At 63.1% G+C, this 20,293-nt stretch carries 21 protein-coding genes; 13 read left to right on the top strand and 8 right to left on the bottom strand.

Annotated elements, in window-relative coordinates:
* Positions 1–126: 126 nt before the first annotated feature.
* From AC2A1F_RS01900 to AC2A1F_RS01940, 9 genes are all read left to right on the top strand, one after another.
* Complete coding sequence (locus AC2A1F_RS01900) at positions 127–450, top strand: phosphoribosyl-ATP diphosphatase (RefSeq protein WP_484207085.1); 324 nt, start codon at positions 127–129, stop codon at positions 448–450.
* A gap of 1 nt (position 451) precedes the next feature.
* Complete coding sequence (locus AC2A1F_RS01905) at positions 452–829, top strand: histidine triad nucleotide-binding protein (protein WP_292629812.1); 378 nt, start codon at positions 452–454, stop codon at positions 827–829.
* A 75-nt stretch (positions 830–904) separates the two neighbouring features.
* Entirely contained in the window at positions 905–1,369 is a 465-nt protein-coding gene (locus AC2A1F_RS01910; protein ID WP_484207086.1) for a YbgC/FadM family acyl-CoA thioesterase, read from the top strand.
* On the top strand, positions 1,366–2,067 hold the full coding sequence (gene tolQ / locus AC2A1F_RS01915) for a protein TolQ (RefSeq protein ID WP_484207087.1): 702 nt from the start codon (positions 1,366–1,368) through the stop codon (positions 2,065–2,067). Before AC2A1F_RS01910 ends, tolQ begins: the two co-directional genes overlap by 4 nt.
* Positions 2,068–2,070: 3 nt before the next feature.
* Positions 2,071–2,526 (top strand): ExbD/TolR family protein, encoded by a 456-nt coding sequence (locus AC2A1F_RS01920; protein WP_484207088.1) that lies wholly within the window; start codon positions 2,071–2,073, stop codon positions 2,524–2,526.
* Between the two features lie 10 nt (positions 2,527–2,536).
* Complete coding sequence (locus AC2A1F_RS01925) at positions 2,537–3,496, top strand: hypothetical protein (protein ID WP_484207089.1); 960 nt, start codon at positions 2,537–2,539, stop codon at positions 3,494–3,496.
* On the top strand, positions 3,493–4,866 hold the full coding sequence (gene tolB / locus AC2A1F_RS01930) for a Tol-Pal system beta propeller repeat protein TolB (RefSeq protein WP_484207090.1): 1,374 nt from the start codon (positions 3,493–3,495) through the stop codon (positions 4,864–4,866). Before AC2A1F_RS01925 ends, tolB begins: the two co-directional genes overlap by 4 nt.
* Before the next feature lie 79 nt (positions 4,867–4,945).
* Positions 4,946–5,455: a peptidoglycan-associated lipoprotein Pal gene (gene pal, locus AC2A1F_RS01935; RefSeq protein ID WP_484207091.1), complete on the top strand. Its 510-nt coding sequence runs from the start codon at positions 4,946–4,948 to the stop codon at positions 5,453–5,455.
* A 108-nt stretch (positions 5,456–5,563) separates the two neighbouring features.
* Positions 5,564–6,097 carry a J domain-containing protein gene (locus AC2A1F_RS01940; RefSeq protein WP_484207092.1) on the top strand — a complete coding sequence of 178 codons (534 nt, stop codon included), beginning with the start codon at positions 5,564–5,566 and terminating at the stop codon, positions 6,095–6,097.
* Positions 6,098–6,201: 104 nt separating this feature from the next.
* On the opposite strand, the gene AC2A1F_RS01945 is transcribed toward AC2A1F_RS01940, so the two are convergent.
* From AC2A1F_RS01945 to AC2A1F_RS01965, 5 genes are all read right to left on the bottom strand, one after another.
* Entirely contained in the window at positions 6,202–7,380 is a 1,179-nt protein-coding gene (locus AC2A1F_RS01945; protein ID WP_484207093.1) for a CCA tRNA nucleotidyltransferase, read from the bottom strand.
* Positions 7,373–7,975 carry an NUDIX hydrolase gene (locus tag AC2A1F_RS01950; protein WP_484207094.1) on the bottom strand — a complete coding sequence of 201 codons (603 nt, stop codon included), beginning with the start codon at positions 7,973–7,975 and terminating at the stop codon, positions 7,373–7,375. Before AC2A1F_RS01950 ends, AC2A1F_RS01945 begins: the two co-directional genes overlap by 8 nt.
* Entirely contained in the window at positions 7,972–8,541 is a 570-nt protein-coding gene (locus AC2A1F_RS01955) for a DUF1285 domain-containing protein (RefSeq protein ID WP_484208146.1), read from the bottom strand. Before AC2A1F_RS01955 ends, AC2A1F_RS01950 begins: the two co-directional genes overlap by 4 nt.
* A 22-nt stretch (positions 8,542–8,563) precedes the next feature.
* Positions 8,564–9,073 carry a GNAT family N-acetyltransferase gene (locus tag AC2A1F_RS01960; protein ID WP_484207095.1) on the bottom strand — a complete coding sequence of 170 codons (510 nt, stop codon included), beginning with the start codon at positions 9,071–9,073 and terminating at the stop codon, positions 8,564–8,566.
* A 98-nt stretch (positions 9,074–9,171) separates the two neighbouring features.
* Positions 9,172–10,569: a helix-turn-helix domain-containing protein gene (locus AC2A1F_RS01965; RefSeq protein ID WP_484207096.1), complete on the bottom strand. Its 1,398-nt coding sequence runs from the start codon at positions 10,567–10,569 to the stop codon at positions 9,172–9,174.
* Between the two features lie 141 nt (positions 10,570–10,710).
* On the opposite strand from AC2A1F_RS01965, the gene AC2A1F_RS01970 reads away from it, so the two are divergent.
* The 3 genes from AC2A1F_RS01970 (at position 10,711) to AC2A1F_RS01980 (ending at position 15,159) form a co-directional block, all read left to right on the top strand.
* Positions 10,711–12,306: an isocitrate lyase gene (locus AC2A1F_RS01970; protein ID WP_484207097.1), complete on the top strand. Its 1,596-nt coding sequence runs from the start codon at positions 10,711–10,713 to the stop codon at positions 12,304–12,306.
* 171 nt (positions 12,307–12,477) lie between these two features.
* A complete protein-coding gene (locus AC2A1F_RS01975) occupies positions 12,478–12,636 on the top strand; it encodes a hypothetical protein (protein WP_011444689.1) in 159 nt (52 codons plus the stop codon).
* Positions 12,637–12,795: 159 nt separating this feature from the next.
* Positions 12,796–15,159 carry a putative bifunctional diguanylate cyclase/phosphodiesterase gene (locus tag AC2A1F_RS01980; protein WP_484207098.1) on the top strand — a complete coding sequence of 788 codons (2,364 nt, stop codon included), beginning with the start codon at positions 12,796–12,798 and terminating at the stop codon, positions 15,157–15,159.
* A 10-nt stretch (positions 15,160–15,169) separates the two neighbouring features.
* On the opposite strand, the gene purQ is transcribed toward AC2A1F_RS01980, so the two are convergent.
* On the bottom strand, positions 15,170–15,847 hold the full coding sequence (gene purQ / locus AC2A1F_RS01985; RefSeq protein WP_484207099.1) for a phosphoribosylformylglycinamidine synthase subunit PurQ: 678 nt from the start codon (positions 15,845–15,847) through the stop codon (positions 15,170–15,172).
* A 16-nt stretch (positions 15,848–15,863) separates the two neighbouring features.
* Positions 15,864–16,097 carry a phosphoribosylformylglycinamidine synthase subunit PurS gene (purS, locus tag AC2A1F_RS01990; protein ID WP_484207100.1) on the bottom strand — a complete coding sequence of 78 codons (234 nt, stop codon included), beginning with the start codon at positions 16,095–16,097 and terminating at the stop codon, positions 15,864–15,866.
* 500 nt (positions 16,098–16,597) lie between these two features.
* Between purS and AC2A1F_RS01995 the strand changes: the two genes are divergently transcribed.
* Positions 16,598–17,203 (top strand): TetR/AcrR family transcriptional regulator, encoded by a 606-nt coding sequence (locus tag AC2A1F_RS01995; RefSeq protein ID WP_484207101.1) that lies wholly within the window; start codon positions 16,598–16,600, stop codon positions 17,201–17,203.
* Positions 17,204–17,367: 164 nt separating this feature from the next.
* Here the strand turns inward: AC2A1F_RS01995 and AC2A1F_RS02000 are convergent, their stop codons facing one another.
* Positions 17,368–20,211 (bottom strand): M16 family metallopeptidase, encoded by a 2,844-nt coding sequence (locus AC2A1F_RS02000; protein WP_484207102.1) that lies wholly within the window; start codon positions 20,209–20,211, stop codon positions 17,368–17,370.
* Positions 20,212–20,293 lie beyond the last annotated feature (82 nt).

Raw genomic sequence — 20,293 nt, forward strand, 5'->3', positions numbered from 1 at the left:
CCAGAGAGTCGTCGCCCTGCGACGGCTTTTTTGTTGGACTGGATTCCCGCCTGCGCGGGAATGACTAATGTGGGTAAATCGCCCCCCACTTGACCACCGCCCCCCATCCGCGCCATTGCGTGCGGCATGGAACACGGTGACATCCTCGCCCGGCTCGAAGCCACGATAGCCCAGCGCCGCGCGGGCGATCCATCGGCCAGCTATGTGGCCAAATTGAACGCCAAGGGCATCGCCAAGATCGCGCAGAAAGTGGGCGAAGAGGGCACCGAAACCGTCATCGCCGCGCTTGCCGGAGACCATAAGGAACTGGTGGGCGAAGCCGCAGACCTGATCTTCCACCTGATGGTGCTGCTTTCGGCCAAGGACGTGCCGCTGGCCGAAGTGCTGGCCGAACTCGAACGCCGCGAGGGCACATCAGGTATCGCTGAAAAAGCCAGCCGGAGCGCGTAAAATGGCCGTTGATGCAACGCTTCCCTATGATGACCAGAACATCTTCGCCAAGATCCTGCGCGGCGAAATCCCCAACCGCACCGTCTATGAAGACGACTTTGCGCTAGCCTTTCATGACATCAACCCGCAAGCGCCCACGCACATTCTGGTGATCCCCAAGGGCGCTTACGTGTGCTGGGATGATTTCTCCGCCAAGGCCTCGGACGCCGAAATTGCAGGCTTCGTTCGTGCGGTGGGCAAGGTGGCGCGTGATCTGGGCCTTGTTGCGCCCGGCTATCGCCTGCTGGCCAACACGGGCACCGACAGTCATCAGGAAGTGCCGCACCTCCACGTCCATCTTTTCGCCGGGCAGCCGCTCGGTCCCATGCTGTTGCGCTGAAAAGCACCACTGCGGGGGTAAGCGGTTAACCAACCCTTGCCCTACGACTCTTCGCAAGGGTAGAGTCGCGCGCAAATGCTTTTGCCTCAGCCTCCCTCCGGCCTGTTCGATGGCCCGCAGCACCTCTACCCGGTCCGTGTCTATTTTGAGGACACGGACCTTTCGGGCGTGGTCTATCATGCCAACTACTTGCGCTGGTTCGAACGTGCCCGGTCCGAAATGCTGCGCCTGCTGGGCATAGACCAGCGCGCCGCGCACGAAGCGGGCGAGGGGGCCTATGCCGTGAGCGCCATGGACCTGCGCTATCTCCGCCCGGCCAAGCTGGACGACGATGTGCTGATCCGCAGCCATGTGGCCGAACTTTCGCCCGCCACCTGCCGCATCGTGCAGCGTGCGTTCAGGGAAGACACGCTTCTGTGCGAGGCGAAGGTGCGCGTTGCGTTCGTTGCGCCCAATGGCCGCCCGCGCCGCCAGCCGCGCGAATGGGTGGCAGCCTTTCAAACCATCACTACCGCCTCTGAAGGACCAGTAGCCGCATGATTCTCCCGATGCTCGCCAATGGCGTTTCCTTCGCGCCCACCTCGCTGAACCCGGTGCAACTGTTCCTTGATGCCGATTACGTGGTGCAGGCCGTGATGGTCGGCCTTGTGCTGGCCAGCGTGTGGACCTGGACGATCATCATCGGCTTTTCGCTGAAAATGGTCAGCACCCAGCGCGCCTGCGACAAGTATGAGCGGGAATTCTGGGAAACGCGCGATATCGATGCGTTCCAGAAGGAGCACAAAGGCAAGGACCTGCCCTCGATGCGCGTGGCCAACGCGGCCCTTGCCGAATGGCGGCGCTCCACCGCGGGCAAGGCAATTGACCGCGAAGGCACGCGCCAGCGGCTCACCACAGCGATTGATGGCGCGGTGGTACAGGAAACCGACAATCTGGCCAGCCGCTTGAACTTCCTTGCCACGGTCGGCTCGGTCGCGCCGTTCGTCGGCCTGTTCGGCACGGTGTGGGGCATCATGGACAGCTTCTTCAATATCGGCGCGCAGCAGAATTCCTCGCTCGCGGTGGTGGCTCCGGGTATTTCCGAGGCGCTGTTCGCCACTGCCATCGGCCTGTTTGCAGCCATCCCCGCCGTGATCGCCTACAACCGCTTTTCGCACCGCGTGAACCGTTTCGAAACCCGGCTCTATCGCTTTGCCGACCGTTTCCACGCCTCGCTCAGCCGCGAACTGGAGGCCTGAGGCATGGCCATGTCAGTGGGCGGAGGCGGCGGCAGTCGCGGGCGCGGGCGGCGGGGCCGGGGTGGCCGCACCGCGATGAGCGAGATCAACGTCACGCCGTTTGTGGACGTGATGCTGGTGCTGCTGATCATCTTCATGGTTACCGCACCTATGCTGGCCGCAGGCGTTCCGGTGGACCTGCCTGACAGCAAGGCTGACCCGCTCGACCAGCAGCAGGACCAGATCACCGTCAGCATTGATGCCAATGGCGGGGTGTTCCTCGATGATGAACAGCTCGCGCCGGGTGAATTGACGGATCGCCTTGCAGGTCTGCAGCGTGGAGCCAAACCGCCGCTGGTCACCCTGCGCGCCGATCGCGTGCTTGATTGGGGGCGCGTTGCCGCCGTGATGGGCGAGTTGAACGCAGCGGGCTTCAAATCGATCTCGCTGGTCACCAACAGTTCATCCGCGCCGCAATAGGCCTTATCTGATGCGAGACCCCACCGCAGGAGGCCTGACAAAGCAGGAAGGCGCAGGGCTGGTCATTGCGGCCGCAGCCCATGCCGCGCTGGTTGTCGCTTTCACGCTGTCTCCGCCAGGCAAGGAAATCAAGCCCCCGCCCGAGCGGATGGAAGTGACGTTCTCCGAGGAAATCTCGCAACAATCGACCTCGCCCGATCCGATGGCGCAGGCAGCTCCCGATGTTGCGCCAGAACTGGGGGAGGCACAGCCAGAGCCGGTTGTGGAGCCGCAACCCCGGCCCGAACCGCCCCGCCCTGAACCACCAAGGCCGGTGCCCGCGCCGCCGCAGCCCGCGCCGAAGCCGCAGCCAACGCCGCCCAAACCTGCGCCGAAGCCTGTTCCAAAGCCGCAGCCTGCGCCGCCCAAACCTGCGCCTAAACCTCAGCCCAAACCTGTTCCGCCAAAGCCGACTCCGGCCAAGCCCGCTCCGGCAAAGGCAGCCACCCCAGCCAAAGCTGCTCCGGCCAAGACTGCAACCGCCGATACCAGCCCGCGCCGTCGCCCCGATGCACCCGCTGGCGGCAGCCGGATCGGGGATGATTTCCTCAAAGGCATTCCCGGCGCGACCAAGCCGGGCACGGCCAAGGCAGCGCCCGCTACCACAATTGGCCCTGATGTGCGCTCCTCGCTCGCCAGCGCCATCTCGCGTGAGATCAAGCCGCACTGGGCCGCGCCACAGGGTGTGGATGCCGACAAGCTGGTGACAATCCTTGCGTGGGATCTGAACACGGATGGAACCCTTGCCGGGCGTCCGCGCGTTGTGGATCAGCAGGGCATTACGCCAGCGAACGAGGCGCAGGCCAAGCGCCATGCCGAACAAGCGATCCGCGCGGTGCAGCTTGCCGCGCCGTTCGATCTGCCCGACACCTATTATTCCGGTTGGAAGCGCATCACTGCCTTCCGCTTTGACAGGAAGTTGTCCCAATGAAGTTGCGTTTCCTCCCTCTTGCCGCAGGTATGGCTTCGGTTCCGGCACTGGTTGCCGCCCAGCAGGTCGAAGTTCCGACATCGGCTGCAGGCCCGGTGGACGAGGGCCTCACCGGTTCGGTCTCTGACGAAAACGAATGGCAGGACCTTGGCATCGCCATCCCTTCGTTCCCGACCAACGAAAGTGTCGCAACGGGCGCTGAGGGCGGCACGACGGAGGCGCTCGGCAAGAATGTGGCGCGGGTGGTGTTCAACGATCTGAAGAATAATGGCCTGTTCAAGCCGCTTGGACCCGATCAACTGCCCGCCGTGGCGTTCCCACAAGTTGCCGCGCCCACGTTCGACACATGGCGCGGGCGCTCGGCGGAAATGCTGGTGCAAGGCTTTGTGAAAGCCAACCCGGATGGGCGGCTCACCGTCGGGTGCTACCTTTATGACGTGGCGTTGGGCAGCGAACTGGCGCGGCAGGGCTATGTGGTAAAGCCAGAGGAATGGCGACGCGCGGCGCACAAATGCGCGGACATGGTCTATTCACGGCTTTCGGGGGAAAGCCCGTTCTTCGACAGCAAGATCGCCTACATCGCCGAAACCGGGCCAAAGGACCGCCGCCGCAAGCAATTGGCGATCATGGATTCGGATGGCGCGAACCACCGCTTCATCACCAATGGGCAGGCCACCGCGCTGACGCCGCGCTATTCGCCCGATTACAGCCGGATCGTCTATCTCAGCTATCTGAACGGCGCGCCGCGCATCTACGTTTATAATGTGGGCACCGGGCAGCAGACGCTGGTCACCTCAAGCACCAATCCCACCTTTGCACCGCGGTGGTCGCCCGATGGAAAGTACATCCTCTATTCGATGGCCGTTTCGGGCAATACCGATATCTATCGCGTGCCAGCAACTGGTGGCGCTTCCACCCGGCTGACTGACAGCCCCGGCATCGACGTTGGCGGATCGTACTCGCCCGATGGCAGCAAGATCGTGTTCGAAAGCGATCGGTCGGGCGGGCAGCAGCTCTATGTGATGAATGCCGACGGATCGAACCAGAAGCGCATCAGCTTTTTCGGAGGCCGTGCCGCCACGCCCGAATGGAGCCCACGCGGGGACCAGATTGCCTTCACGCACATGGCAGGCAACTTCAAGATCGCGGTGACCGATCCTTACGGCAAGGGTATGCGCTCGCTCACCGACAGCTGGCAGGATGAAGCGCCCACATGGTCACCCAATGGCCGCATCGTGCAGTTCTTCCGCACTGAACGCGGCAGCGGCAAGACCGGCATCTGGCAGGTTGATCTGACCGGGCGCAACGAGCGGAAACTGAACACGCCCGTCGATGGTTCTGACCCTGCATGGGGGCCAGTCTTGCCCTGATTCTGTTCACTTGTAATCGCCGCGCGCAGATTGCACGATGCGCGCGTCAGTTCTCCCGTCCCTCCCCAAGGAGATTGCCATGAACCGTTCACTTCTGATTGCTGGCGTTGCTGCCACCACGCTGGTGCTGGGCGCCTGCGCATCCAAGCCCAAGGAACTGCCGCCCGAACCCGGCACCGCCGCCACGCAGACCACACAGCCGCCGATGCAGCCCACCGGCCCGGTCCCCGGCAGCCAGGCCGATTTCCTCGCCTCGGTCATGTCGGATACGGTGCTGTTCGATCTGGACCGCTACAACATCGATGCGTCGGATCAGGGCATCCTGCAAAGCCAGGCGCAGTGGCTGAGCCGCTATCCCAACAAGACCGTCACGATCGAAGGCCACGCGGACGAGCGCGGCACCCGCGATTACAACCTTGCGCTGGGCGAACGCCGCGCCAATTCGGCGAAAAACTATCTGGTCAGCCTCGGCATCGATCCCTCGCGCATCACAGTCCTCAGCTATGGCAAGGAACGCCCGATTGCGCTGGGTTCTGACGAGGAATCATGGGCACGCAACCGCCGCGCGGTGACCGTCACGGTCAACTGATCGCAAGCTTCCGATGCAAAAGGCCCGGGCATTGCTCCGGGCCTTTTTTGCGTTCCGGTCATCGGGTTCATCTTGACCTTTGCCCCCGCCTTCGGCTTTGCATTTCTTATGGCGCGTTCAACACGAAAGACGGATTGGGGCTTCCCCCGCTGGCGCGGCTATGGCAGCGCGTTCGATGCGGCCCCGGTGCGGCTGTGCGACCGTGCCGGCTGCAACGAAAAGGGCGATTGCCCCGCGCCCAAATCTCCTAACAATCCTGACCGCTGGTACTTCTGCCAGCAGCATGCGGCCGAATACAACCAGGGCTGGAACTACTTCGAAGGGCTGGACAAGGAAGAGGCCGAACAGCGCGAACAGGCCGAGCGCGGCGACACTTCGGGTTATCGGCAGGCCGCATGGGCCGAATGGGGCGGTTCGGGCGATGGCACCCGCAGTCGCGATGAACTGCGCGCGCTGGAAGTCTTGGGCCTTGATCCCGATGCCGATTTCGATGCGGTGAAAAAGGCCTGGCGCAGCAAAGCCAAGGAAGTCCACCCCGACGTCCGCCCCGGTGACAAGGCGGCGGCAGAACAGTTCCAGAAGCTGCAAGTGTCCTACGAAGTCCTGCGCGCGGCCGAAGAACGCCGCGAGTGGAAGGGCTGAGATTAGACAAGCCTAACTTGATCCCGTTCGTGTCGAGCGAAGTCGAGACACACTGGGCGGTGTCTCGACTTCGCTCGACACGAACGGGGGTGGTGCTGGTCCTGTTAGTCCGCTGTGAGCGCGTCGTCGAGCAGTGTCGAAACACGCGCCTCGTCAGGAAAACCCTCGGCCACCCATCGGCTCTCCACCGTCCGCAAAATCCGCGCCACTTCTGGCCCAGCTGTCACCCCTCGCGCCACGATTGCGCCGCCCTTGAGTGGGAAAGTCGGCACTTCCCATCCATCAAGTGCCGCCACATCCCGCCCGTCAAGCAACAGCCGGTCGCGCGCCTCGGTCATGCCCAGCCGATAGGCCAGCGCGGGTGGCTCTGTTGCCGCACCATCCCGCGCCGCAGCGCACGCCAGCCGCTTGCGCTGCGCCACCGACAGCCGCAGCCGCGCCGCCACCTGATCGGTCAGCGGCGGATCGGCAGGCAGCAGCGCCGCCAGTCTGCGCAAAGCGTCTGACCCAACGCCCAGCGCGGCCTCATGCGCGGTCAAGGCTTCCAGCGAGGCCACTTGCGCTTCGGGCAGCACTTGCGCCAGCACGCCCAACTCCGACATCCGCCGCATCGTGGGCGCAGGATCCGGCAGGGCCAGCAGCGCCATCAGCTCCCAGCCCACCCGCTCACGCGACAGGCCCTTCATCCCCGCTGCCAGCTCACTGACCGCGCTTTCAGCCTCAGCATCGGCAGGCAATGAACCAAACCGCGCCTGAAACCGGAAATAGCGTAAGATGCGCAAGTAATCCTCGCGAATCCGTTGGCGCGCATCACCGATAAACCGCACCCGCCGCGCCGCCAGATCATCACGCCCACCGGTGTAATCGAACACCTGCAGCGTGCGCGGATCGGCATAGAGCGCGTTGATCGTGAAATCGCGCCGCGCTGCATCGTCCTGCCAGTCGGACGAGAACGCCACCGTGGCATGCCGCCCATCGGTGGAAACATCGCGCCGCAGCGTGGTGATCTCCACCGGCCCGCCGCTGACCACCGCAGTCACAGTGCCATGTGCAATGCCCGTCGGCACGACCTTGATTCCCGCTGCCTGCAGCCGCGCGGCTGTCTCTTCCGGCAACAAGATCGTCGCCATGTCGATATCCTTGGGGACAAGGCCCAGCAGCGTATCGCGCACCACGCCGCCCACCCAGCGGCAATTGCCCTGCGCTTGCGGATCAAGCGCCTCCACCAGCGCCGCCAGATCGGCCCGCGCGGTCCATTGCGCTGCTGGCAAAAGATCAATCATGCCAACTCATCCGCTTGGCCAGATTGGAGATAATCGCCGCCGTCACGCCCCAGATCCGATGCTCGTTCCATAAGATCTCGATAAAGCGCCCGGTGCGGCCCTCCCATTGCGCCGATTGCCACACGTGGTTGGCCGGATCGAGCAGAAAGCCCAGCGGCGGCTCAAACCATCCCGCCACCTCAGCCGGGTTGGGATAGATCGGCAGGTCCGGCGGAACCATCGCCAGCACCGGCGTAATGTCGTACCCAGTACCGGTGCGGAACCGGTCGCTTGTGCCGATCACGGTCACGTCCTCGGGCCTTATGCCCAGCTCCTCATTCGCCTCGCGCAGCGCGGCTTCCACCGGCGTCTCGCCCGGATCAAGCTTGCCGCCCGGAAACGCCGCTTGCCCCGGATGCGCCCGCATGTGCGATGGGCGGTGCGTCACCAGCACGCCCGGCCCATCGGGATGCCCCACCCGGTCCGTCACCGCAATCAGCACTGCCGCAGGCCGCAATCCGTGTTCGGGCAGGGGCCGCCAGTCTTCATACAGATCCTGCAAAGGCGTGGCGTGACCCGCCTCATAAAGCCGCATCAACCGCGAAAGCAGGCTCACAGTCCAGGCACCAGTGCAAACCGCGCGCCCATGCTCTCCACCGCCAGCTTATCCCCGGCCAGCGCCAGCGCGTGATCGATCAGCTGGCCATAAGTGCTGCGGTTAAGCCGCGCCTCCACTCCATGGCGCACCATCAGGTAGAACGCCGGCACTTCTGCTGTCCCGCCCACCCGCAAGGGATGGTCAGGCCCACACACCACCAGATCATCGGAATTGAGCCGGAACGCGATGGCTGGCCGCCCCGCTTCATCCAGCTTCACCTGCATATCGGTGGCAAGGAAGGCCGCGTCCTCCACCTCAATCGACAGCTTCTGAAACGGCGTCACCAGCCAGTGCTGGCCCTCCGCATCGCGGATCAGCAGCGAGGAAAACGCCCGCACCATCGCCGGACGCCGAATCTCCCCGCCCTGATGATACCAGCGCCCATCGGCGGCAATGCGCATTTCACTGTCGCCCACTTCCTGCGGGCTCCACTGGTCAACCGGCGGAATTTTCCGCGCGGCCACCTGTTCGGCCAATTGGCCAAGGCTCAGCGCAGCAAGTTCGGGGGGAGGAGTATAGGGCACCGTTTGCCGATGCCAGATCAGATCAGCGCCGCCAAGGCCCCAACGTGCCCTCTTGCGGCAGAATGGCGGGATTGGCGGTGCGGCACAGCAGCCGGTGCTGCTCATACGGCCCCGGCAAAGTCCACCCACCGGTGTGGGCATTGCTGAAACCAAAGAAGCGCTCGTAATACTCAGGATCACCAATCAGCACTTGCGGCAGTGGCGCGCGTGGATCGATGGCGGTCAGCGCTGCAGTCATCAGCGCTTTGCCAAAGCCCTCGCCCTGCAGATGCGGCATTACCGCAACCGGTCCCACCATGATCATCGGATGCATCCGCCCCTCACGATCAGTCAGCCCCACGGGCCAGCTTTGGATTGATCCTGCCAACATGTCCGAATCGTCCAGCGCCGCGAACGAAAGATTGCCCAGCGCTTCCATCCCTTCGCGCACCTTGTAGGCCGTGCGACCACGCCGCTCAGGCTCGAACGCGGTGTCGAGCAATTGCTCGACCAGTTCGGGATCGACATCGGCAAGCGGGATGATCTTGGACAACTGCGGAACTTTCTCTCGTCCGGGGACCCCCGGCAGGAAGCGCGCCGATAGCCCCCCAAGGTGACGGCTGCAAGTAATGCGATCACGGCGTAGTGCGATCAACTTTCGGCAAAGCTGAACGGTTCGGCCCCGCGCCGGTAATCATCGGGCAGGATATCGCGCCCGATCGGCGGCTCAGCGCGCGCAGTGCATTGCGCGCGGTGGCACAGACGGCAGGCAACGCCGATGGGCGTGGCCCGCGCCGCCTTCGGATCGGCCCCTGCGGCATAGACCAGCCGTGGCGCATGTTCCGCCGCACAGGCCAGCGCAATCGCGCGGGTGGTGCGGGGCCGGTCAAACCCGCCGCCGCCCGATGTTACCGTGCGCGCCAATGAGAAAAAGAGCTGCCCATCGGGCAATTCCAGCCACTGCGTCAGAATCTGCCCCGGCGTGCGGAAGCATTCGTGCACCGACCAAAGCGGGCACCCGCCGCCATGCGCAGCAAAGGGAAAGCCCGCGCCATCCAGCCGCTTCGAAACATTGCCCGCCGCATCCACGCGGATGAAGAAGAATGGCACCCGCTCCTGCCCCGGCCGGTTCAGCGTGGTCAGCCGGTGTGCCACTTGCTCGAAACTCGCGCCGAACTGCCCCGAAAGCGCCTCAAGATCATAGCGGCGCGCATCCACTGCGCGGGCAAACCGGTCATAAGGCATGACCAGCGCTGCCGCCGCATATCCCGCCAGCGCACGCCGCACCAGTTGCGCCGCCGTCTCGCTGGAAAAGCTCTCACCCCGGATGACGCCCGAAATCTCAGTCCGCAGCGCTGTATAGGCAATGTGCTGCATCAGTTGCCACGCCCGCCCCGATGGTGAAAGCGTATCATCAACCAGCAACTGCTCGTTGTGCCGGTCATAACGGCGCACCGCGTCCATCATCACATCGGGCGGCAGAAACCGCACGCGCACCCCGCGCAGCCGCAGCCATTCCGCCGCGCCGCCTGCCTTGTCGATCTCGGCAGACAGTTCCTCAGCCTTCGAATCGATGGTCGGGAAATAGTTGCGCCGCACCGCCACGAATCGCCGCGCTTCGCCTACCGGATCGCTGGTGCCAGGGCCGGGCAGGGCGCTGCGCTGTTCGGCCAGTGCCTGCTGTTCGCGCTGCCACGCGCCGTAAAGCCGCAACAGGGCCTCGGTCACCCCCGGATAGCTGGCCGCCACATCAGACACTTCCAGCGCGGGCAGATCGATGTCGGCAAAGATCGGATCGCGCAGCGCATCGCTCAGCCGCCGCGCATAATCGTCGCGCTCGTCGCTCGCCAGATCGGCCATGTCCAGCTTGTAGGCGCGTGCCAGCCGCAGCAGCAGATCGGCGGTAAGGGGCCGCTGGTTGCGTTCGATCAGCGCGATGTAACTGGCCGAAATGTCCAGTTCATCGGCCATCGCCTGCTGCGTCAGCCCCAATTCGCGGCGAATACGCTTGAGCCTTGGCCCCAGATAAAGCGGTCTTGTCGACATCACACACGGCCTTTGTAGTCTCTGCACAACTTTACAAGCATATCTTGTAAAGTTTGACAACATGACCTCGCACAGCATTTCGCACCTGCGAAAGCTTGGTTAGACAAGTCGAACAAGACGCTTACCACGCAAGGGAATACGGGAATGACCTACCACAGCAAGATCGTCGAAGCAGGCAAGGCCATCGCGCCGTTCGCACAAACCTGGGATGGGATCGAGCCTGAGTCCGTGGCCCGTATGCGCCTGCAGAACCGCTTCCACACCGGCCTTGATATCGCGCGATACACCGCCAAGATTATGCGCGCCGATATGGCCGCCTATGATGCTGATCCGGCCAAGTACACGCAGTCATTGGGTTGCTGGCACGGGTTCATCGGCCAGCAGAAGATGATTTCGATCAAGAAGCACTTCGGCACCACCAAGGGCCGTTACCTTTATCTGTCGGGCTGGATGGTCGCCGCGCTGCGCAGCGAATTCGGTCCGCTGCCCGACCAGTCGATGCATGAAAAGACGTCGGTTTCCGACCTGATCGAGGAGCTCTACACCTTCCTCAAGCAGGCCGATGCCCGCGAACTGGGCATGCTGTTCCGCGATCTCGATGCCGCCAAGAAGGCTGGCGATGCGGTCAACACCCACCGTCTGCTCCACAAGATCGACGAGTTCGAGACCCACATCGTGCCGATCATCGCCGATATCGACGCAGGCTTCGGCAATGCAGAAGCCACCTACCTGCTCGCCAAGAAGTTCATCGAAGCAGGCGCTTGCTGCATCCAGATCGAAAACCAGGTCTCGGATGAAAAGCAGTGCGGCCATCAGGATGGCAAGGTTACCGTCCCGCACGAAGACTTCCTCGCGAAGATCCGCGCCGTTCGTTATGCCTTCATGGAACTGGGCGTCGATGATGGTGTGATCGTGGCCCGCACCGACTCATTGGGCGCTGGCCTCACCAAGCAGATTGCCTATACCCGTGAAGCCGGCGACCTTGGCGACCAGTACAACAGCTTCCTCGATTGCGATGAAGTTGATCCTGCCAACCTCGGCCACGGCGATGTGCTGATTGCCCGCGATGGCAAGCTGATGCGGCCCAAGCGTCTGCCGTCCAACCTGTTCCAGTTCCGCCCCGGAACCGGCGAAGATCGCTGCGTGCTTGATAGCATCACTTCGCTGCAGAACGGCGCGGACCTGCTGTGGATCGAAACCGAAAAGCCGCACATCGGCCAGATCGGTGGCATGGTGAACCGCATCCGCGAAGTGATCCCCAATGCCAAGCTGGTCTATAACAACAGCCCCAGCTTCAACTGGACGCTGAACTTCCGTCAGCAAGTCTACGATGCGATGGTTGAAGCGGGCAAGGACGTGTCAGCCTATGATCGGGCCAAGCTGATGAGCGTGGATTACGACAGCACCGAACTGGGCGTGGAAGCCGACGAGCGCATCCGCACGTTCCAGCGCGATGCTGCGGCACAGGCTGGCATTTTCCACCACCTGATCACGCTGCCAACCTACCACACGGCTGCGCTGAGCACCGACAACCTCGCCAAGCGCTACTTCGGCGAAGAAGGCATGCTCGGCTACGTGAAGCAGGTGCAGCGCGAGGAAATCCGCCAGGGCATCGCCTGCGTGAAGCATCAGAACATGTCCGGCTCGGACATCGGCGATGACCACAAGGAATACTTCTCGGGCGAAGCCGCACTCAAGGCTGGCGGGGCGCACAACACGATGAATCAATTCGCTGCCTAAAGCAGCGGGGGAATCAATTCGCTGCCTAAAGCAGCGGGGTAACCAATTCGCCGCCTAAACGTCAAAAGCCCCTCCCCTAAAGGGGAGGGGGGGGGAGGGGGTCCCACCCTCTCCGTCCCAAACAAACCTCAAGGGCAATCCAGCCCCGAAGAATCAAGCAGGAGACCCACAATGGCTGAACCAGCACGTGCCCGCGCGGTCCTCTCGACCGAAGATTTCAAGCTGATCCGCGAAGCGGTGTTGCATTATTTGAAGGCGATTGAGGACCAGCCTGAATCGGTCAAGTTCTCAAACCTTTACCACCGGCTTGGCTCGGCGCTTGGGCGTTAACGCTTTGGCACCAGCCACTTAAGGATCTTTCCTGGGGAGGAAAGTCCAGCCCGTCGCGTTTCGGCTAGGAGCGCGGCGGGCTCTTTTTTGTTTGCCAGACCCCACAGACAGTCCGGTTTGCTTACATTTGAATAACACTTCAGCGGTAAGCACCAGTATGTGACAAGCGCCCCAACCATTCCTGCCGAAACGCGTGCCGAAAAATTGCCTGTGCTTGCGGTGATTGGCCTGCGCGAGCCGACCGAAGGCGATTGGGGACGATTGCGCGGTCTGCAATACTCCAGTCTGGCGCGCTCGACCTTTGCCCGCCTGTTCGGCCATGCCCTGGCCGGATTGCTGGTCATCCAGATTTTCGCCTTCATTCTGAATCCGGCTATCCTGATCGGCTGGATGACACTGCTGATCGGTACACTGATCTATGGCGCGCGGTATGATCGCTCGTTGATCGATGCGGATCGCAGGCGCGTCAGTCGGCAGGAAATGCACCGCCAGACGGTTAGCTCGCTGGCAGTGGCCGCCGTATGGGCCATCCCGATGCTGGCATTTTCGCCGTTTGGTGATGCCGAGCACCGCATGACGCTGTGGACAGTGCTGGCCATGCTTATGACTGGCATGGCGGTAACCTTTGCTGCCTTGCCGATTGCGACCGTGATGTTTTCAGGCGTCGTCGGGTTTTCGGCCATCGTCACGTTCGCGTGGTGGGGGCAGTATACGGCGGCTGGCGTGGCAGCGGCCTTTGTCGCGATTGTCAGCGTTGGCGGCATCGAAGCTGCGCGCAGTTTCTTGGGCGCGCGGGTGGCCGAGGCGGGGATGGCGGAAAAGGCCGAAGTCGTCTCGCTCCTGTTGCGTGAATTCGAAGAGGGCGATGCCGATTGGCTGTGGCAGATTGATGCAGGCCGCCGCGTCCGCTCGGTCAGCCCGCGCTTCGCGTTCGCGCTGGGCGAGGACCCGGAAGACGCCGATGGCAAGCCGTTGATCCAACTGATCGCCGGGGAATCATGGGACAGTGGCCACTTCCATTCCAGCCTGCACGATCTGGCCGAGCGTCTGAAGCGCCGCGAGAGTTTTTCCAACCTGCTGGTCCGCGTCACCCTGCGCGGCTCCCCGCGCTGGTGGGAACTGTCCGCCTCGCCCAAGTTCGATGAAAACGGCGCATTCGTGGGCTTTCGGGGGGTCGGCTCGGATGTGACCGAACAGCGCGAAAGCGCCGAAAAGATCGCCTACCTTGCCCGCTATGACACGCTCACCGGCCTGCCCAACCGCCTGATGCTGACCGAGGCTTTGGCGGGCGCGATGGCCTATGCCGAAAAGTGGCGCACCGATTGTGCCTTCATGATGATCGACCTCGACCGGTTCAAGGCGATCAACGATACGCTGGGCCACCTCGTGGGTGATCAGATGCTCGCGCTCGTGTCTGAACGGTTGCGGCTGATCATGGCCGAGGGCGAGGTTTGCGGTCGGCTGGGCGGTGATGAATTTGCCGTGGTGATCCGCGATGCCGCTGATCCGCAGCGCGTGGCAGACCTGGGCGATGCGATCATCTCGACACTGTCCAAACCCTACGAGGTGGATCACCACACGCTCTATGTTGGTGCCAGCGTAGGCACGGCTTATGGCCCGCGCGATGGGACGAGCGTAGAGACCTTGTTGCGCAACGCCGATCTTGCGCTCTATCGCGCCAAGGATGAAGGTGGCGGGCGGCATTGCACTTATGAACCCTCGCTCCACGCGCATGCGGAAGAGCGGCGCAAGCTGGAATTCTCGCTGCGCCACGCGCTCGAACGTCACGAATTTTCGCTAATGTATCAGCCGGTCGTCGATGCGGTGACCGAAAAAGTGCTAAGCTTCGAGGCGCTGCTGCGCTGGAACAGCGCCGAGCATGGCAGCGTCAGCCCTGCAAAGTTTGTGCCGATCGCTGAGGATACGCGCCTGATCGTGCCGATTGGCGAATGGGTGCTGCGCACCGCCTGCCATGAAGCGATGAAGTGGCCTGATAACATCAAGATTGCAGTCAATGTTTCGGGTGAGCAACTGCTCGATCCCTACTTTGCCGAAACCGTGGTTGGCGCACTGACCGCCAGCGGGCTTTCGCCGCACCGGCTGGAAATCGAGGTGACCGAGAGCATCTTCGTGCGCGATGGGGCCACTGCGCAGTTGACGCTGGAAAACCTGATGGGCATCGGTTGCGGCGTGGCGCTCGACGACTTCGGCACCGGCTATTCCTCGCTCGGCTATCTGCGCAAGATGCGGTTTTCGACGATCAAGGTTGATCGCAGCTTTGTGCAGGGCGCGGCCAAGGACAACCCGGAAAGCCTGGCGATTTGCCGTGCGGTGGTGGCCATGGCCGACAGTCTGGAAATGTCCACCACGGCCGAAGGCGTTGAAACCGAACTGGAACTGGAAGTGATCCGCCGGATCGGCTGCAAGAAGATTCAGGGCTATTACTTCGGCCGCCCGATGAGCCCGGCCGATGCGTTGAGCCTGTTTGCCAAGGCCAGTTACCGCCAGCGAAAGGCTGGTTGAAGCCCTGTCTTCAGGCGCTAACCAGCCCGCGCACCACGCTTTCGAACACAGCCCGACCGTCGGCTCCGCCGTGTGCGGCCTCGATCATGCGTTCGGGGTGCGGCATCATGCCCAACACATTGCCGCGATCATTAAGCACGCCTGCGATGTTCCGGGCTGAGCCGTTGACTGGTTCGGCATAACGGAACGCGACGCGGCCTTCGCCTTCGATCCGGTCGAGCGTGGCATCATCGACGAAGTAATTGCCATCGTGGTGCGCCACGGGAATCGTGATCTGCTGACCCGGGGCGTAGCCTGCGGTGAACAGAGACTGGGCGTTTTCCACCGTCAGCGCCACATCGCGGCACACGAAGCGGATGCCAGCATTGCGCATCAGCGCGCCGGGCAGCAGGCCTGCTTCGGTCAGCACCTGAAAGCCGTTGCACACCCCGAGCACCGCCACGCCACGCTCAGCCGCGCGGACCACTGCCTTCATCACGGGCGAGCGGGCGGCCATCGCGCCTGAACGCAGATAATCGCCGTAGGAAAAGCCACCGGGCAGCGCGATGAAATCGAGGTCTTTCGGCAGATCGGCATCGCCGTGCCACACGCGGTGGACGGTGCCGCCGCAGACCTGTTCAATCGCCACGGCCATGTCACGGTCGCAGTTCGATCCGGGGAAGGTGATGACGGCAGAGGTGAATGCCATGGGACAGGTTCCTTCCTCAGGCCGCCTTTTCGATGCGGTAGTTTTCGATCACCATGTTGGCCAGCAGCTTGCGGCACATATCGTCAAGCGCTTCGTCCGAGGTGCTGTCTGCCACATCAAGTTCGATCACGCGGCCCGCGCGCACATCGTTGACGCCGGTAAAGCCTAAGCCTTCAAGCGCGTGGTGAATAGCGCGGCCCTGCGGATCGAGCACGCCGTTCTTGAGAGTTACCAGGACGCGGACCTTCATCGACGGGGGCCTTTCGGACACTGCAACACGGGAGATTCTGGGGCGGCCTATGCAACCTCGGGCCACGAAGAGCAACCCCGAGCGTGGCGCAATCTGTTAAGGAAGAGCGGGAGTTTCCTGAAGGGGGTTTACACAGTTTACACGGTTCAAGGAGTGCTTTTCGCACCGGTTCGGCTTTGGATTTCTCCAACTTCCGACGACCCCATTCATTGCCAGAGCAAGGCCCCGCGTTGATTTGCGAAGGGTGCGGCAAAAGGGGGTGGGCGAAAACATGATTCGGAGCCTAGCGACCTTTGCGTAAGTAGGAAAACAATAGCGCTGCTGTGGCGGACTGGGGGTATCGTCCGCTTACCCCAAGGACGGGAATTTGTCCTTCTGGTGGCAGGCTGGTCTCTCCACGAATGCACCCCACGCGGCACTAGAGACAGCCTGCCACCGCCTTTTCCGAGCTTTGGTGGCTGGCCCCTTTACATGACGCAAGCGTCAGATATTGTTGTGCCATGCCACGCGTAACGCCCCCTGATCGCCGGACACGCATTCTTGATGCAGCGCGTGAGGAATTTTCTGAACGCGGCTTTGCTGCCGCGCGCATGGAAGACGTGGGCAAGCGCGTGGGCATCAGCCGCGCTGCGCTCTATCTCGCGTTCGATAGCAAGGAAGCGCTGTTCCGGGCGCTGGTTTCCGAAGTCATTACCGAGATCATGCCCGCGCTGCTGCCCAGCGACTATGGTGCGCTGCCTGCACCGGCACTGCTGCGCGCATTTGTGAAGAACGCGATGAAGCGTCTGGCCAGCCCCGACACCGCATTTCTGCCGCGTCTGATTGTGGGCGAGGGGCGCAATTTCCCCGAACTCGCACGGTTCTATCACGAAACGGCGACGATCTGCGTGCTTGGTGCCGTGGAGCGGCTGATCATCCACGGCGTGGAGCGCGGCGAATTTGCCTGCACCGATCCAAAAATGGCAGCGCATAGCGTGACGGGCGGGATCATTCATGCTGCACTGTGGCGCGGTGTGTTTGAGCCGGTGGGGGCCGAGGTGCTGGATCTGGACTGGCTGGCGGAATGCCATGCGGGGTTGGCGCTGGCGGGGTTGCGGGTGGGGTGATCCTTCGACAAGCTCAGGATGAGCGGGAGAGGGCTTTTGTGTTGCGCTATCTTAATAGCGCGGCTCCCCCGCTAAGGCGGGGCCTCAGGCCTTTTACGCTAGGATTCCGTTAGAACACCGAGGCTCCCGCCTTCGCGGGGACGCAGCTTTGTTTTTGAGAAGCGTCATTTGACAGGTGTTGGCGCGTCTTCGGGCAGGACCAGCAATTCCACCGCTTGTTCGGGGGTGAGATAGCGGCGGGCCAGCGTTTGCAGATTGGCGGCGGTGACGGTTTCCAACCGCGCGCGGGCACTTTGTGCGCGCTGCAGGCGGTCTGGCTGGGTTTGCGCGCGTTCGGCCAAGGCCATCCAGCCGCTGTTGGTTTTCAGCGCATTGTCGATGCGTTCAAGCATCGGGGCGCGGGCGCGTTGCAGAACGTCGGGATCGACCGGCGTGGTGGCCAGAGTGCGCATGGTTTCACGCAAAGCGGCGCGGGTGGCGGCAAGGTCTGCCAGATCGACCGAGGCGTTGATGGTGAAAGTGCCATAGCCGGTCCAAACGCGGCTGAGGCTGCTGGAGGCACCGGGGCTATAGGCTTTGCCCAGCTTTTCGCGGACCGTATCAAGCACTTCGATGCCGGTGACTTCGGCCAGCAGGGTAAAAGCCATTGCCTCGTCGGCATCGCTATCATCGCGGGTGGGCCAGATCATGCGGATGATCGCCTGGTTGGCTTCGCCGGTGTGGCGCACGATGCGCGGGCCGCGTGTAGTGGTGAAACTGCGCTGGCGTTCGGCTGAATAGGGGCGGAAGTCGGCCTCCCTCGGTGGCAGCGCGCCGAACGTGCGGGCCACCGCATCAATCGTGGCGGCTTCGTCAATATCGCCCACCACGGCGATTTCGATAGCTCCGCGTGAAAGGCGGCTGGTGATGGCCTTGCGCAAGGTGGCATATGTCAGCGCGCTGTAGGCCGGTTGGGGCTGGAGCGTGAAGCGCGGATCATCGTCTGACAGTACGCCGCCGATGCTGTTGGCCAGCGCTGCGCCGGGGCTGGAACGCAGGCGGGCGAAGAAGTTGGCGATGTTCTGCTGGTACAGCACTTCGCCTTCGGGGCGGTAGCCGGGGTCCATCAGCAGCGCGGCCCACACTTGCAATTGCAGCGCCAGATCGCGCGGGGTGGTGGTGGCGCTGGTATCGAACACATCACCCGATGTGCCAAGGCCGAGGGATACCGAGCGCCCGGCCAGCAGGGTTTGCAGATCGTCCTCGCTATGCTTGGCAAGTCCGCCCCGGGCGAGGACAGCAGTCATTTCCGTGTTCAGCGGCTCGGCCTTGCTATCCAGCATTTCGCCGCCATCAAGATTGAGGCTGAGCTGGATGCGGTCCTTGGCAAGATCGGTGCGTTTAAGGTTCAGGCGTACGTTGTTGGCAAAGCGGATCTGGCGGATGCCGTAGAGCGGCTCGGTGGTGTCTGACACGACCGTGCCAGCCGGGCCGAAATCGGTATAGGCAAAGGGGATGAGCGCGGGGACTTCGCCCGCCGGGGCCTTGGCGCGCCTGGCTTTGCTGAAAGTCTGGCGCAGGGCCTGCTCTCCGCCCTTGGGCGCGGTGCGGCCCTGAAAGCGGATCAGCGGGTCTTTGAGCGGGATCGCCTCGGCCTTGAGCGCAGCCATGACCGTTTGCGGTGTGATGGTGGGGGCGAACTGGTTGAAGCGGTCCAGCCCGGATTGGGGAGTGGTGGGCACCTGTTCATCGCGAACCAGTGCGAGGGCGGCGCCTGTGAGCGCACTGTGGGGGCGGGTGTCGGCCCCGGCAGCGGCGTTTTCCAGCGCGGTGCGGATGTTGGCGACTTGCTCGTCGATCTCGCCTTGCGTGAAGCTGCCTTTGAGCGCGCGGGCATAGGCTCCGGCGGCGGCGGCGAACCCGCGTTGCCAGCCGCCATCGGTGGTATCGACGATCAGGTTGGTGGTCTGGCCGATCTTGAACACCTCGCTGGTGCCGAATCCTGCGCCCCGGAACGGCGGATCGATGGTGCGGCTCATGCGCTGAAACCGGCGGTTGACCACGCCATAACCGATCTGGCAAAGCAGCGCGGTGCGGCGGTTGGCGATGGTATCGGGCTCGTCCTTCCACGGGCCGTGGCGCGATGCGGTGACGCGTTCGGACAGCGATGGGTCGATGTGGATATCGACGGCGGCTTTCTGTTTCGGATCGACCTTGCCCTGATCGGGGCGCGGGGTTTCGGGCTTTGCCTGCCAATCGGCAAACCGGGTGCGGATGGCGGTTTCGACCACGTCAGGATCGAAATCGCCGACGATGACCATGGTGGTTTTCGATGGCACGTACTCGCGCGCCCAAAAGGCCTTTAGCGTGTCTGCTGTGGCGGCGTTGAGTGCGTCGATGGTGCCGATGGGCAGGCGTTTGGGGTAGGTGGCCTGCGGATAGAAGAAGGCGAGCTGGTCTTCCAGATTGGTGCGCTGCCACCCTTGCCCATCGCGCAATTCGGACAGGACGACGCCGCGTTCGCGTGCAACGGCTTCAGGGTCGAACAGCAGTTCGCTGGCGGTTTCGCGCATCAGCATCAGCGCGGTATCGAGCAGCTTTGGGTCCGCGCGGGGTAGATCGAGCATGTAGAGCGTCTGTTCGAACGAGGTCTGCGCGTTGGTATCTGCACCGAACGACAGGCCGTTGCGTTCGAGCAGCTTGATCATCTCGCCTTCGGGCACGTGGGTGGAGCCGTTGAAGGCCATATGCTCGACATAATGGGCAAACCCGCGCTCGCTCTCGCGCTCGTCCAGCGAGCCGGTGGCGATGTCCATGCGCACTTGCGCGGTGCCTGCGGGCGTGGCGTTGCGGCGGATGATAAAGCGCATTCCGTTGGGGAGCTGGCCATAGCGGAACGCTGGGTCTGGAGGCAGGTCGCTTTGCTGGAAGGCCCAGAGGGGTTTGGGCGCGCTGTTGACCGCTGCGGGCTGGGTGGCGCAGGCGGTTAGGGTTAGGGCGGCGGCGAGGGAGAGGAGGCGGTGGATCATTGCGGTGGGGTTTGCCCGGTTGGGGGCGGGGGTGCAATGGGGCGTTCGGGTATGGGTAGTGCCAGCGTCCTTCGACAAGCTC

Source organism: Novosphingobium sp. HNCC26BN242 (assembly GCF_057180525.1).